Source organism: Paenibacillus sp. sptzw28 (assembly GCF_019550795.1).
In the GTDB taxonomy this organism is placed as follows: Bacteria; Bacillota; Bacilli; order Paenibacillales; family Paenibacillaceae; genus Paenibacillus_Z.
The window spans coordinates 716,785-730,787 of the sequence record NZ_CP080545.1 but is presented as its reverse complement, the minus strand read 5'-3'; the positions used below and the strand labels follow the sequence as shown (position 1 = coordinate 730,787).

At 51.7% G+C, this 14,003-nt stretch carries 15 protein-coding genes; 3 read left to right on the top strand and 12 right to left on the bottom strand.

Annotation, left to right across the window (positions count from 1 at the left end):
• Positions 1 to 6: 6 nt before the first annotated feature.
• From csaB to spoIID, 12 genes are all read right to left on the bottom strand, one after another.
• Positions 7 to 1,230: a polysaccharide pyruvyl transferase CsaB gene (gene csaB, locus KZ483_RS03430; protein WP_397376147.1), complete on the bottom strand. Its 1,224-nt coding sequence runs from the start codon at positions 1,228 to 1,230 to the stop codon at positions 7 to 9.
• The gene (locus KZ483_RS03425) at positions 1,170 to 3,293 is read right to left on the bottom strand and encodes a DUF5693 family protein (protein WP_220351373.1); all 2,124 of its coding nucleotides are present in this window, start codon (positions 3,291 to 3,293) and stop codon (positions 1,170 to 1,172) included. Before KZ483_RS03425 ends, csaB begins: the two co-directional genes overlap by 61 nt.
• Before the next feature lie 12 nt (positions 3,294 to 3,305).
• Positions 3,306 to 5,009, bottom strand: a complete 1,704-nt coding sequence (locus tag KZ483_RS03420; protein ID WP_309568638.1) for a phospho-sugar mutase — start codon at positions 5,007 to 5,009, stop codon at positions 3,306 to 3,308.
• Between the two features lie 61 nt (positions 5,010 to 5,070).
• Positions 5,071 to 5,502: a 3-hydroxyacyl-ACP dehydratase FabZ gene (gene fabZ / locus KZ483_RS03415; protein WP_220351372.1), complete on the bottom strand. Its 432-nt coding sequence runs from the start codon at positions 5,500 to 5,502 to the stop codon at positions 5,071 to 5,073.
• A gap of 188 nt (positions 5,503 to 5,690) precedes the next feature.
• Positions 5,691 to 6,245: a CDP-alcohol phosphatidyltransferase family protein gene (locus tag KZ483_RS03410; protein WP_220351371.1), complete on the bottom strand. Its 555-nt coding sequence runs from the start codon at positions 6,243 to 6,245 to the stop codon at positions 5,691 to 5,693.
• A gap of 372 nt (positions 6,246 to 6,617) precedes the next feature.
• Positions 6,618 to 6,977 carry a DNA-directed RNA polymerase subunit beta gene (locus tag KZ483_RS03405; RefSeq protein ID WP_220351370.1) on the bottom strand — a complete coding sequence of 120 codons (360 nt, stop codon included), beginning with the start codon at positions 6,975 to 6,977 and terminating at the stop codon, positions 6,618 to 6,620.
• A gap of 18 nt (positions 6,978 to 6,995) precedes the next feature.
• On the bottom strand, positions 6,996 to 7,817 hold the full coding sequence (locus tag KZ483_RS03400; RefSeq protein ID WP_220351369.1) for a flagellar hook-basal body protein: 822 nt from the start codon (positions 7,815 to 7,817) through the stop codon (positions 6,996 to 6,998).
• Positions 7,818 to 7,858: 41 nt separating this feature from the next.
• The gene (locus tag KZ483_RS03395) at positions 7,859 to 8,722 is read right to left on the bottom strand and encodes a flagellar hook-basal body protein (protein WP_220351368.1); all 864 of its coding nucleotides are present in this window, start codon (positions 8,720 to 8,722) and stop codon (positions 7,859 to 7,861) included.
• A 181-nt stretch (positions 8,723 to 8,903) separates the two neighbouring features.
• Positions 8,904 to 9,899, bottom strand: a complete 996-nt coding sequence (gene mreB / locus KZ483_RS03390; RefSeq protein WP_220351367.1) for a rod shape-determining protein MreB — start codon at positions 9,897 to 9,899, stop codon at positions 8,904 to 8,906.
• A gap of 103 nt (positions 9,900 to 10,002) precedes the next feature.
• Positions 10,003 to 10,290 (bottom strand): sporulation transcriptional regulator SpoIIID, encoded by a 288-nt coding sequence (gene spoIIID / locus KZ483_RS03385; protein WP_188997743.1) that lies wholly within the window; start codon positions 10,288 to 10,290, stop codon positions 10,003 to 10,005.
• 232 nt (positions 10,291 to 10,522) lie between these two features.
• The gene (locus KZ483_RS03380; protein WP_220351366.1) at positions 10,523 to 11,272 is read right to left on the bottom strand and encodes a M23 family metallopeptidase; all 750 of its coding nucleotides are present in this window, start codon (positions 11,270 to 11,272) and stop codon (positions 10,523 to 10,525) included.
• A gap of 95 nt (positions 11,273 to 11,367) precedes the next feature.
• Positions 11,368 to 12,561: a stage II sporulation protein D gene (spoIID, locus tag KZ483_RS03375; protein ID WP_258881521.1), complete on the bottom strand. Its 1,194-nt coding sequence runs from the start codon at positions 12,559 to 12,561 to the stop codon at positions 11,368 to 11,370.
• A gap of 247 nt (positions 12,562 to 12,808) precedes the next feature.
• Between spoIID and KZ483_RS03370 the strand changes: the two genes are divergently transcribed.
• From KZ483_RS03370 to KZ483_RS03360, 3 genes are read left to right on the top strand one after another with little or no spacing between them, the layout of a single operon-like run.
• Positions 12,809 to 13,165 (top strand): helix-turn-helix domain-containing protein, encoded by a 357-nt coding sequence (locus tag KZ483_RS03370; RefSeq protein WP_309568571.1) that lies wholly within the window; start codon positions 12,809 to 12,811, stop codon positions 13,163 to 13,165.
• Positions 13,162 to 13,461, top strand: a complete 300-nt coding sequence (locus KZ483_RS03365) for an IS3 family transposase (protein ID WP_220351365.1) — start codon at positions 13,162 to 13,164, stop codon at positions 13,459 to 13,461. The genes KZ483_RS03370 and KZ483_RS03365 overlap by 4 nt, the downstream gene beginning before the upstream one ends.
• Positions 13,416 to 13,997, top strand: a complete 582-nt coding sequence (locus KZ483_RS03360) for an IS3 family transposase (protein WP_220353237.1) — start codon at positions 13,416 to 13,418, stop codon at positions 13,995 to 13,997. Before KZ483_RS03365 ends, KZ483_RS03360 begins: the two co-directional genes overlap by 46 nt.
• Positions 13,998 to 14,003: the final 6 nt, after the last annotated feature.

Sequence of the window (14,003 nt, the reverse complement as noted above, 5' to 3'; positions counted from 1 at the left end):
CCTCTACTAGGATTGACGCAGAAGCACAGCGATTTGTTTCGCCGGTCTGCGAGATTCTTGCTTTAATTGTGCGATAGCGTCCCTATGCTCGTCCCGCCAGCCTTCAGGGTTATCAAGCAGTACGGACGCGGCTGCGGCAAAAGCCTCCGGGTTCAGCGTTTCGGTTGTTCCTACCGGCGTCAGTCCAAGACGCTTCAAGAATTGGTCGATCTTCGGATCGTAGGACAATCCGAGCATCGGTACCGATTGGCTCGCCGCGTAGATGAGCGCATGCAGCCGCATGCCGAAGAGAGCGTCGCACCGGCTGACCTCCAGCAGCATTTGCTGGGGGTCGTCGCCGGGCTCGGCGATCTCGGCTGTGCTCCGGCCGCCGAGATCGCCGAGCCGTTCCATCACCCATCTTGACGCTTCAGCGTCTGATGGGGTGTGGAACGGCAGGAACCGCAGCCGCACCGCCCGGCTGCGGGCCAGCGCGCCAAGCGCGGCGGCCGCGCGCGCCAGGTCAGCGCCGTCCTTGCGCCATGCGCGCAAGGACACGCCGAGCAGCGGCAGGCGCTCCGCCGCAGCGGGCTCGGCCGCCAGGCCCGGGGCCGCCGGCGCAGCCGCGGCCCCTTGGCCGGTCGCTGCTTCGCCGGCGCGCGCAAGCGGCTGCGCCTGCGGCAGCGGCAGCCCCATAACCGGATCAGGCACAACGTTGATCCGGTCCTGGGGCACGCCCATCCGCCCAAGCAATGCGGCGGATTCTGCGTCTCGCACGCTGACATACGCACTGCGGTTCATGACGCCGCGAATAAGCGGGTCCATCCACCGTCGATTCACCGGCCCAATGCCCTGCGCGTACACGAACACCGGTTTGCGCAGCAGCTGAGCGAGCCACATTACGCCGGTATAATAAGGGATCGACTTCGCCCCCGTTGCATCCTGCAGGAGGCTGCCGCCGCCGCTTATAAGCCCATCACTGCCGCGGATTGCTCGAATTACATCGCCGGGACGCATACGGTGTACCGCCTGAACACCGTACATTTCCGTTGTCCAGGCAGGATCCCCCGACAGGACCACCGGTTCAATCAGCACCCCCTGCCTGGCGCCTTCTTCTTCAAGAGCAAACAAGATCGATTTGAGCACCGCTTCATCACCGCTGTTATGGTAGCCGTAATAGCCGGAAATAACTACGCGCCGGACTTGTAGCTTTGTTTCCCCTTCGCGAAGCGCGGTACCCATCGTCTCCATACTCCTTCCGCAGCCTGCCACACCGCTATTATAATCAAACCGATTATCGCCCCCAGCCCAAGGCCCAGCAGCACACGAATGATCGAAATGTGCAGAGGCGTATGAATATGCGCAAACGTATCCACCATTGAAAGCTGCCCTATCGCTCCTACTATAAACAATACCCACGCTGCGCGGTAACGAAGCGAAAGGAATAGTCCGAAGAGGAACAGCGGGTGCGCAAGCAGAAACTCTTTCGTCCGCGGACGCACGCCGAATGTATTCTGAAGCGTATTGCGGAACAGCAGTTCGATCGAGGATGCTTGTCCCTGATTCCCCGTTCGCGATAAGTAATATAATCCGACCGCGCCTATAATAGCCGCGACAATGATCCATAAAACAGTAATTTGCATGTTCAGCAGCTTACGCAAATTCCCGATCACCGAATCCCCGGTATACAGAAACACATAAACAGCCGCAAGTCCAATCGGTGCGAGATGCAGTAAGCTCACTCCGCGGAATTGTTCCAGCACCAGAGAGTAGGTAATGTTATTCAGCAGCCCGAACGCATAAGGTATACCGGCGAACGAAATAACCGCCGTGGAGGCAAACAGCGCGATGGCCATTGATAATCGGCGGCCTGCACTGATACCCGGAAAGAACCACCCAGGATCCGCACCCGGGCCGGTTGTATCGCCCATGGGCTTTCGATCGCCTATCGGCCTTCGGTCGCCTACCGTATGGGCTCTCACCCGGCCAATTGCCCATATAATAGCGAGTGTAGGTGCGCTGATTGCGGCTCCAAGCGCCAGTCCTTGCTCGAATACAGACTTAGAGAGCACATACAGCCCCGCACTTCCGACCAGACCCAACAGAAACACCGGTATAATGACTCCCGGTACAAATGCGCCGATCAGAAGCGTAATAAACGCTACAGCGCCAAGTGCGACCACCGCTTTGAGCGGCTTATGCCATGACGGAGATTCGTAATGAAACGCCTCGGCGGTCCCGGATGGGAACCCGAGCGCATCGAGCTGCGAAACAACACCTTTCCCATCCTTGTCGCCATGCATTGCGTCATATAAATTTTGCAGCGGATCGGTTATGGCGGACTTATCCGGACTGCTCATCGGAGCACCGTTCAAATAAAACATACGGATGCTGCGGTCAGTCGCAGCAAGCTGCAAACGGTCAACGATCTCTGCCGGCTTCATTGTCGCCGCATCTGAATCCGAAAGCGAATAGAGTCTTGTTACATTATAATGAACCAAATAAGCGAGCGTATTCATCCCCTTTTGCGGCTTTGAATTCTCGATTACGGTAATCCCTATTCCGTTCTTGTTCAGAATATCGGCGAATTTATGCAAGCTTCCCTTCGCCTCTTGGTCATTGAAGCCTTTAACCGCGTCTCCATCAAACAAAATCCGGCTAACGCCTAATTGTTTATAAGAGGCAATCTGCGCATCAACCGCCTGCTCATTGAACGGGGTGCGGTCAGACAGACGGGGCAAGATCTTTAATCCCGCATCATGAATCGATTGCACCGCAATCGGATCGAGACTAAGCTGCTTTAGCGTCGCATTCTCAAGGGGCGTCCTGATTTCCAGTCCCGTACGACCCTTGAAGCTCCATGGCGACACCGCAATATTCCATTCCTTGAAAGTGCTCTCGATCATTGAACGCAGCGCCGCATCCTCGGCACTTCCGGCAAACAGAACATAGGTATAATTCTCATCACCGGGAACCGGCTTTCCTTCAAGCTCACTGACCTTCGCCGAGTTGTACAACGTTAGACGATCTGCCCAGCTAAGGTCCGTCAGTGTGCTTTCATATACGGCCATAGTGGTAATTCCCGCTTCTTTCATTTTAGCCAATTGCTCTTTAAGAAACGTTTGAGGCTGTGCTTGATAAGAAGCAATTTGCACTAAATCGCGGTAATCGAAAATATATTCAACCTGTTTCGAGGTTTTTTCCATCTGCCAGCGTGAAACGCCAAGCGGTAAAGCGGCTATAATACCAATTATCACCAGTACCCACAATAAGGTATGTGCTCTGCGGTTCCATTGCTGCCACGTTTGTTGCACGCGTTCCACTCCTTAGGCCTTGTTGTCAACTCTCTCCATGACTGCTTGTGTTAAACGTTGAACAGCTGCCGCCGCTTCACTTTGGGACTCCCCGCGAACCGCGAAATAAACTTTGATCTTAGGCTCCGTTCCAGAAGGACGAAGACAGAACCACGAACCGTCATCAAGCATAAATTTCAGAACATTCTCCGGCGGCAAACCTTCGAGCCCCCCCGAATAGTCAAGCATTCTGCCTACCTTGACGCCAGCTACCTCCGCTGGCGGGTTGCTGCGCCAATCCTGCATGATCGCAGCGATTTGCTGAACACCGTCAAGCCCTTTAAGCGTGCGGGATTCCAGATGCTCCTGATACGTGCCAAACTGCCGGTACAATTCAAGCAGGACATCGTATAACGTCTTTCCTTTACTCTTATAATAGGCAGCAGCTTCGCAGATTAGCAAAGAAGCGATCACCGCATCTTTATCACGCGCATAGGTGCCGGCCAAATAACCGTAGCTCTCTTCATATCCGAACAAGAATGTATGCTCGCCTGTTTGCTCGTACTGTGTCATTTTCTCGCCAATGTATTTGAAACCGGTCAAGGTGTTCACTACTCCCGCGCCGTACGAACGGGCGATATCTGCGCCCATCTCGCTTGTAACGATCGTTTTGATTACTACGCCGTTTGCGGGAAGCTGTCCTCGTTCCTTGAGCATACTGAGCAAGTAATTGACCATGATGGCTCCGGACTGGTTTCCGGACAATACGACATATTCACCTTCATTGTTGCGAACGACTGCACCCATACGGTCGCAATCCGGATCGGTACCGATAATGATGTCCGCTCCCACCTTCTGTCCAAGCTCAATGGCCAGCGTAAAAGCTTCACGCTCTTCCGGGTTCGGCGATTTAACCGTGCTGAAATAGCCGTCCGGCTGTTCCTGCTCCGGAACGATATGAACGCTGCTGAAACCGGCTTGTGCCAGCACATTCCTAACCGGCATATTCCCGGCCCCATGCAGCGGCGTATAGACGACGTTAAACGATTCGCCGAGTCCGCCCTTGAGCAGATCGCTGTTCAAGCTGTGAGAAACAACTGTACCGACATAATCTTGGTCTTCCGCCTCGCCAAGCCAGCGCACAAGCCCTTTCGCTTCCGCTTCCTCACGACTCATGCGGCGAATCCGGTCAAAGCCGGTTACCTGCTGGATCGCTTGAATTACCTGTTCCGCATCCCCTGGAATGAGCTGACAGCCGTCAGAGCCATACACCTTGTAACCGTTATATTCGGGTGGATTGTGGCTGGCCGTTACCACAATACCGCTGGTCGCTCCAAGCGCGCGGACTGCAAAGGATAACTGCGGCGTCGGCCGAAGGCCCGGAAACAGATAAGCCGTCACTCCGTTAGCTGCCAGCACAAGCGCCGCATCAAGTGCGAATTCCGGAGAATTGTTGCGGGAATCATGAGCGATAACAACAGAAGGCTTCCCGCTTTTGCCGATAACCCAATCCGCCAAACCCTGTGTCGCTTTCCCAACGGTGTAAGCATTCATCCGGTTAGTGCCGGCTCCCATAACGCCGCGCAGACCGCCCGTTCCAAACTCAAGCTCGCGATAGAAGCGGTCCTCGATTTCTTTGGCGTTGCCTGCAATACCGGCAAGCTCATCTTTTGTTGCCGCATCGATAATCGGGTCGCTGAGCCAAGCTTCATACCGTTTCATAGCCATGTTTTCCATTGAAATCTGTCCCTTCTCTCCACAAATTTGTTTCTTCTATATATAGTCTAACAGGATGTACTCATTCAGGATCTCGAAGAGCAAACATGATTTCGCCTTCTGCAACGACTTTATCGCCAACCTTGGCAGTTGCTTGTCCTTTACCGATCATGCCTTTAAGCCGGGTAATTTCAACCTCAAGGGTAAGAGTATCTCCCGGGGTTACTTGTCCGCGGAACCTGAAGTTGTCTATTCCCGCGAAGAAGCCGATTTTCCCCCGGTTGGCTTCGACCATCAGAATGGCGACCGTACCGACCTGTGCCAGCGCTTCGACAATAAGAACCCCCGGCATTACCGGGAATTGCGGAAAGTGGCCTGTGAAATACGGTTCATTCATCGTGACGTTTTTTATACCCACTGCCCGTTTTCCTTCCTCGACCTCGATGATGCGGTCAATAAGCAGAAACGGTGGACGATGGGGAATGATTTCTTGAATTTGCCTGATATCCAGCATTTTTCAAACTCCTTTTGCGAATTGGGTTATAATTTCCGTTGAATTGTGCACAATAATGTCATCCTTCATGAAACTGCAGTCGTGGAGGTTAAGATAAGGGGGTTTGGCCGAATGACAGAAGAGTCATGAGGCCAAACTCCTTTTGTTTAATTCTCTCATACACCCTTCAAACCCTTCCTGAACTTTCCTCAAGAGCTCTCGACGCCCGGCTTACTATCTTCACTACCGCCGTCGCCTTCGTCTTTATTTAGAGCGACAAACAGGAAAATGTAGATGATCGACGTCACGAACGAAAAGGCGATAACGGCCCACAAATACGTTCTTGCAAAAGGGAGTTCGAAAAAAATAAACATAATGGCCGCGTAATACAGCACTGTAGTGAGCTTGCCCATCCAAATGGCCGGAACTGTTTTCTTCCCCCGAAAATGAAAAAACGCGGAACCGATTATCATGCCTAAATCCCGTATAAAAATAGCCGCGCCCGCGCTCCAGGGAATATGTCCCGTAATAAGCAGCGATAAGATTACCGTAATCATCATCGTCTTATCGGCCAGCGGATCGAGCATCGCTCCAATGGTCGTAACCTGACCGTGCTTTCTGGCCAGATAGCCATCCAGAATGTCCGTCAAACCGGCTGCTACGATGATGAAGAACGCCCCGATCATTTGTCCCGATGCGAATATGAAGACGTAAACGGGAATCAATGCAAACCGCAGCATCGTCAACAAATTAGGCAGATTCAACGTTCACGCCCCCTTACCTTTTCTGTTGATTCAGATTTATATGTATGTTCTTCTCTCTTGTACTCTGAATCATCGCCGGTAACCGCTTGTTACCCACTCGCTCTTCAAAGTTCCTCAATCATTATACCTCTCCACCACGAAAAATAAAACTCCGGACAAGGCGCCGGTCCGGTTGTTACCGCAGCCATTCATCAATCTTACACGAATTTAATTGGAAATAGCTGCTATTAAAAACTACTGTTCAAAAAAAGAAGCAGCATGCCGCGGATCCCTCAAACGGTTCCACGACAGCTGCTTCTTCCAATTTGTCACAGTCCATAAACTGAAAAACCCGCTCGTAAGAGCAGGCGCCTGCAATCAGCCATTTATGGTTTACGAATCCGCAAACACCAGGTCATACATATGCTTCCATGTCGCCCAGTGAAACACATCCGCGGCCGGCCGTTTGCCGATAATCGAATAGCCGATATACATACCGCCAAGTACGGCGACAATGCACAGAAGAGGAACAACACTCTTGCGCAGCATCCATAATAAAACACGCAGCGCCCGAGTTTTGGCAGGGCGAGCTTCATCCTTGTCCCTCTGTTCGCCGTTCGCGCTCTGCTCTTTACGTTTACCAGGTTCACTCTCCGGCGGCTTGCCGCTCGCGGACGAGGCTCGTAATAGGCCCGAGCGTTCTGCCTGGGTAACGCCCTCTAATCCGACAATGGTTTCTTTTTTCGTTTCCATATCGATATCACTCATTTCCTACCCGCGCAGATTGTTGGCGAGTCCGAGCATCGTATCGCTCGACGACAACGCTCTTGCGCTTAATTGATAGGCGCGCTGCACGTTGATCAGTTCGGTCATTTCTTCTGTCAGGTTCACATTGGATTGTTCCAGGTAACCTTGCTGAATCGAGATATCGCTGCCCGGGACAGCCGTTACGCTGCGAGTGGCATCTGCCGCATTTACGCCGTCCGCAAGGGCGAACAAATTATCCGCCACCGGCGACAGCAGGGCGGGCTTCACGGCTTGAACAAGCTTCAGCCGGCCTAATCCGACCGTACCGCCGGAAGCGAGAACGCCGAGTACGCTGCCGTCCTTTTCGATTCGAAGGGCGTGCGCTTCCGGAGGAACAACAATTCGCTTATCATCCACACCGGAAACGGGATAACCTTCCTTGGTCGTTAGAATAGCCGCTCCGCTCCGGTCAAACGTCAGCTGGAACGCTCCGTTTCGGGTATAAGCCCGGCTCCCGTTTCCGTCAGGCATTACCTCGAATAACGCACTGCCCTGTATAGCCACATCAAAAGGCTGATCCGTTTTCTGCAGCGGTCCTTGGGACAAGTCCGGCTGCACCATAGTAAGCCGGCTCCCCCAGCCCTGGTTGAAGCCAAGCGGTGTGAGGCGACCCGGTTGGGAGAAGGCTTGAGGCTGCTGCTTCAATGTCGTAAGCAGGTCCTCGAAAGATCCCTGCTTCCGTTTGTAGCCGACGGTATTTACATTTGCGATATTATCGGCAATTATATCCAGCTTCTGCTGTAACCCGTTCATGGATACCATAGCATTGATCATTGAGCCGTTCATGCTGCTGCCTCCTTCGATAATCCGATCAAACAATAGAGCGACTAAACGCGGCCTACGTCGTTCACCGCTTTATCTAAGCTCCGATCATAGAATTGAATGACCTTCTGATTAGCTTCATATGCGCGCATGGCCGACATTAGATCTACCATGGATTGAGCGGAGTCCACATTCGAACGCTCGATGTATCCTTGACGAACTTCAACTCGATCTCCGGGATTTAGAGGGCGTATGTCGCTCCCATTGCCGATATAACGGAATTTACCGTCGCCTTCGCGTACAAGCTCATTTGGATTATCGACCCGAGTAATAAGAAACTGTCCGACGACTGTGCCCGTAGCCGGATTTACAAGCCGATGTTCCGGAGTAATGGTCAGCTGGTCCATCGAGATTCCCGGCGGCAGTTTAATCGGGGCTCCATTCGTGCCCATCACCCGTGCTCCGTCCGCCATCGTGAGGTAACTCTGCTCGTCCAATGTGAATTTGCCGTCACGCGTATAACGTTGTTCGCCATTCGCATCCTGCACGGTAAAAAAGGCTTGCGGCTGAAAAGTCAAAGCTCCGTCAGGAGATACATATTTACCCGACTGGTCAAATTGAATTCCAGGCACTTGGATGTCGGACATGATGGCAAAGTCGGACGATTGATTCGTTTGCATCAAATCGCCCTGCTGTTGAATTTGCAAGCTCTCTTCGGCGAAAACGCCGGTATTGATTCGCCCCACCAAACGGTCTTGACCGCTGCCGGCTCCCGTAAGCTGAAGCAGCATTTCTGGGAATGAACGGGTCACCGCGTTATTTTGCTTATAGCCCGGCGTATTAATATTGGAAATATTATTTGTAATCGTATCATGGCGGTGCTGCTGAGCAATCATACCGGCAGCTGCCGTATAAAGACCTCTTAACATGGAGAAAACCTCCCGAAACAATCATCTATACATTTTTTATCGGTGTACCGGATCCGGTCATGAATAGAACATCCATGCGACTTTAGACTCATTTGCGCCTCTCGGCACGCCCCCCGAAGCGTCCTACCCAGGCGCCTAAGCAGCAGCCTTTATATCATGATGTCCGAAACCTGAAGCGGAATTATTTTCTTCTCGGTACACGGTCAAGATGATCGAGCAGGAGGCCTGTCCCTTTGACCACGCAATGCATGGGGTCTTCCGCTATGAGTACGGGAACCTTGAGTTCTTCCGCCAGCAATGCGTCCAGACCTCCGAGCAGTGCACCGCCGCCGGTCAAAATAACACCGCGGTCGATAATATCCGCCGACAGCTCCGGCGGGGTACGTTCCAGCACCGACTTGGCCGCCGCCACGATGGACGATACGGGCTCCCAAAGCGCTTCACGCACTTCTTCCGACCGAATCGTCACAGTCAGCGGCAAGCCGGAAACCATATCTCGCCCGCGAATATCAATTTCGTCCCTGTGGCCGTTATCATAGACCGTACCGATCTTCATCTTGATGTCTTCGCTTGTATGTTCCCCGATAAGAAGTTTATATTTGTTCTTTATGTACTTCATGATAGCGGCGTCGAACTTGTCCCCTGCGACTTTAATGGAAGAGGCGGTTACGACGTCGCCCATTGAAAGCACGGCTACATCCGTCGTTCCACCGCCGATATCGACAACCATATTTCCACTCGGTTGATAAATATCCATCCCGGCGCCGATCGCTGCCGCTTTCGGTTCCTCTTCCAAGAATACGTCCCTCGCGCCACTCCGCTCCGCCGCCTCGCGAATCGCCTTCTGCTCCACCGAAGTGATATTGGTCGGTGCGCAAATGAGAATGCGCGGGCGGCTGTACCACGAGCGGCCGCCTACACGATCGATAAACGACTTCAGCATGATTTCCGTAATTTCAAAGTCGGCGATAACGCCGTCGCGGAGCGGCCGAATAGCAATGATGTTGCCGGGTGTCCGCCCGACCATGCGATGCGCCTCTTCGCCGACGGCCAGCACACGCTTCGTCTCGCTTTCGATCGCTACGACCGAAGGCTCATCCAGTACGACGCCCCTCCCTTTTACATGAATGGACACATTAGCTGTACCAAGATCGATTCCGATGTCCTTGCTAAACATAAGTCTGGAGTCCCCCAAAGCGAATAATAGTTCGATCGATATTCATATCGTACAGTATTCGCTGAAATGAGCGAAATTCCTCTATTTTTGTAGAAAAAATCGCTTACGATTTTGCAGCTGCGAGCACTTCGCGTTTCCGCCCGCTCGTTTTCTTGTATTTTATTTTCGTCGCTTCTCCTCCCCTCAGGTGCCGGATCGATTTGTGATATTCCAGTATGTGCTTGACCTGGTCCGCCAAATCGGGATTTATTTCCGGCAAGCGCTCGGTCAAATCCTTGTGCACCGTGCTTTTGGAGACGCCAAATTCTTTGGCGATCGTACGTACCGTATGCTTCGTCTCGACGATACAACGGCCGATTTTTATGGTACGTTCTTTAATATAATCGTGCACGCTCCCGCCTCCCTACTCGAGATAGTTTGGTACATTATATGAGGGGTACGGGTATATATTCTTTGTGGCCAAGCGTGACAAGCCTAAGTTATGCAAATATTTTCAATAAGGAGGGGCAGCGTCCTTGGATGAATAACGTTAAAATGCGCAAAAAGACAGGGTTTCCCCTGCCTTTTCGAGCTGTTGCCGAGATTCCAATCTGTTTGGAAATGTTACGGCTGTTATTCGTTCATTAATTGGCTGCGTCCGCCGATTCGGTCGCAAGCAGTAAACTCGGATTGACCGGTTTACCGTCTTTGCGTACTTCGAAGTGAAGGTGGATCCCAAGATCCTTCTCCAGCTCGCTTCTGCCTGCTTTGCCGATAACTGTACCTTGTTTCACTTCATCGCCGACTTTTACCTGCAGGTCGCCAAGACTTTGGTACACTGTCACAATACCGTCGGCGTGCTTGATTTCGACGACATTGCCGTTTAACGGATGCTGCTCGGCTACCATAACTTTACCGCTCAGAGCCGCCGAAACGTCGAAAGTCTTATTATCCGCTTCAGCAAGATCGATACCTGTGTTTGCAGTAAAGGTGTTGCCTGTCTGAATCATTGCCGCCTGACGCTCTTCGCTTGTAGCCTTCTCATCATAGAATGGTGCTACTACTTCAAGCTTTGTGTGGTCGGCCGGCCATTGCATCGTTTCATTCGTGGATGCGACCTCTGAGCTGTCATCCGTTTGCGTCTGGTCCACCGGCTGTTCCGTCGTACCTTGGCTGACCTCGAGGCCGGTGTTGGTCGTAGTTGTCGCGGTCTTCTCCGCCCCCTGGTAGAGCCACATTAAGGTTACGATGATTGCTGCCGCGGCCATAAACGCTGCTGGTGCTGCCCACTTTTTCGACAACAGCTTTCTCCAGGCAGAAGGCTTGACGGCAGTTTCTCCCATTACATTTTTGGGAGATTCTTCTTTGAGCTTCGGTTTGTTTTGATCATTCATTGTTCGATCACCTCACTAGCCATTGTTGCCACAACCTAGCAGTTTATACGTGAGGTTTTAACATTTTTTGAGATTACGAGGTAGAGGCTGCTAATTTAATGCCGATTCGGAAGCTTCGAAGCTTGCTCCACCTGCGTTCCGGAATAATAGTAGGTTACAATCTGTCTTGCCGTGTGGCCGCTGCGGGCCATTCCGTTGGCTCCCCACTGGCTCATGCCCACGCCATGTCCATAGCCGAATGTGGTAATGATAATTTGCTTGTTATTGTTAATCTTCCAAGTGAACTGCGAGGAAGCGAGACCTAGCTTCTCTCTAACCTCTCGTCCGGAGAAAGTATTGCCGCCGACTGCCACGGTTTTAATACGCTTGCCTTCAGTTAATTCCAAAACACGCATCGCACTGACTTCGCTTTCCTTTACACCAAGCTTTTCTGCAAACTCGCGCAGCCCCAGCGTCACCGTTTCTTTAAACCGGGGTGAAATTGCCTTATCCCAGGGGCTTGCAACACTATGCAAATAGGGAAGATCGACATTCCAATAGTCTGAGGCGTTCTCCGTATAACCATTGCTTGTTGAGAAGAAAGCGGCCTGGATCGGTTCTCCACGGTAAGTAATTATCTGTCCCTTGGTTTCTTCGACAGCGCGGTTCAGTTTCTCCAGATTGGCCTCCTTGGTTTGACCGTCCCAGAGATTGAGCAGTTTATTAACAGAAAAGTATACCTGGTTCTGCACCGTATCAGTCACATTTGCACTTCCGGAGTCCGAGGGCATGTCGCTCCGATCTCCCGACAATAGCCTTCTATATATGTAGGTCCGGGCCGCAATTGCCTGCGCCTTCAGTGCCTCCAGCTCGAAATCGACCGGCATCTCCCCGGCAATCACGCCGCGCACATACAGCTCGATCGGGAGCGTTTCTACGCGCTTTTCCTCCGTTAAATATACACGAACCCGAATGCGCTCATAATCGCTGACGTAATACGTCTCCAGGCCGGCGGCCGGATTGCGAACCGTCCGGCTTTTAGTATCCGGAAGACCCCTGTCTTCAGACGCTGTTTTACCAGGAATTTGTACGGCTTGTCCCGCCGGAGCCCCGGCATTCTCCTGGATCGGCTCGGATTCTATCGCTTCCGTGCCGGTGAAAGAACCGGCCGACTCATCGGCTGTCCATTGAATAAGGAGCGCTTTTACCAGAATAACCATCGCCCACCCGAAAGCAAAACCGGTCCACCATCTTCCCGTGCCAGCCCGCCAGCGGCGGGATCTCGCGGCTTTCCACCTTGTGTATGACATTGTCCGCTCCTTTCCCCGGATCCTTTCTTTCAAGTCTCTCTTAAGATTTGCGATTTCTACAGTCTATGAATGCAAATGGTAGGTTATACCCCGGTTAGGGGAAGCCGGTTATACAATAGCAATCAATTATCGCTATTTTCGTAGAAAATATTGGCGCCCCGGCGAAAATAAAATAACAAAAAACCCTGCACCGCTTGGTGAAGTGCACCCCTTAGAATAGACATTGGAAAAACCCCTGGGTTGACCGATGATATTTCTAGGGGGTGTATTTTTTATGGCGCTAAAGGGACAAAAATTTAAGCATTATCCTGAGTCACTTAAGATGGAGGCAATTCGTCTTCACACGGTGGAGGGCTGGAGCCAGAGGTCCATTGCTATTCATTTGGGAGTTCAGGATAAAGATCGAATTAAGATATGGGTGAGGAAGTATCGGGAAGTTGGAGACACCGCATTTAAGGATGGTCGGGGAGATCCGAAACGAACGGAGACCGAACAAGAACGCGAACTCCGTCGGTTGCAATTGGAGGTAGACGTACTAAAAAAGTGGTTACAAATCTTGAATCAGGAGGTGCACACTGTAAGCACATCGTTGTCGACCAAATGAAGAACAGACAAAGCATAAAAGGATTATGCCAATACCTTGGTATCAGTCGTAGTGGATACTACAGCTATCTGAAAAGAAGCAACCATGATCCTAGCGAAGATCTGAAACGTCAAATTACAGCTATATTTGAACGCCGTAACAAGACTGTGGGCTACCGGCGCGTACAGGATGAGTTGTATCGCCAGCATGGCCTCGTGGTTAATCACAAGAAGGTACTTCGTTTAATGCAGGAGCTGGGCATTCAGCTGTTATCCGTCGCAAATATGTTCACCGAACAAGTCAGCAAGCAGCGGTAGAGGATGGCCGGATCGCAGAAAATCTACTGCAACGAAATTTTAAGGCAGACGCTCCCAATCTAAAATGGGTAACCGACGTAACTCAGTATCGGGTATTGGATGAAAGAATCTATCTGTCAGCCATTAAGGATCTCTGGAATAACGAAATCATTGCCTACCACATAAGTAGGAACAACGACAACCCACTTGTTTTAGAGACTTTTAAGAAGGCGTTCAACAAACATAAAGACGTGACTGGATTGATCATTCACAGTGACCAAGGAAGCCAGTACACGTCTCATGCTTACCACGACATGCTGCCACAGGTTGGAGCCCAAATCAGCATGTCACGCCGAGGCAATTGTTATGACAACGCCTCGATAGAAAGCTTCTTCTCTCATCTTAAAGTCGAAGCACTCTATCCCTATGATATACGATCTATCGATGAGGCACAAAGGCGAATGGAGGAATTCATCCAATTTTACAATGAAGATCGCGCTCAACGAAAACTAAACAAGCTGACACCGGTTGAATACCGGCGCCAGCTTGTTGCATAGGGCTTT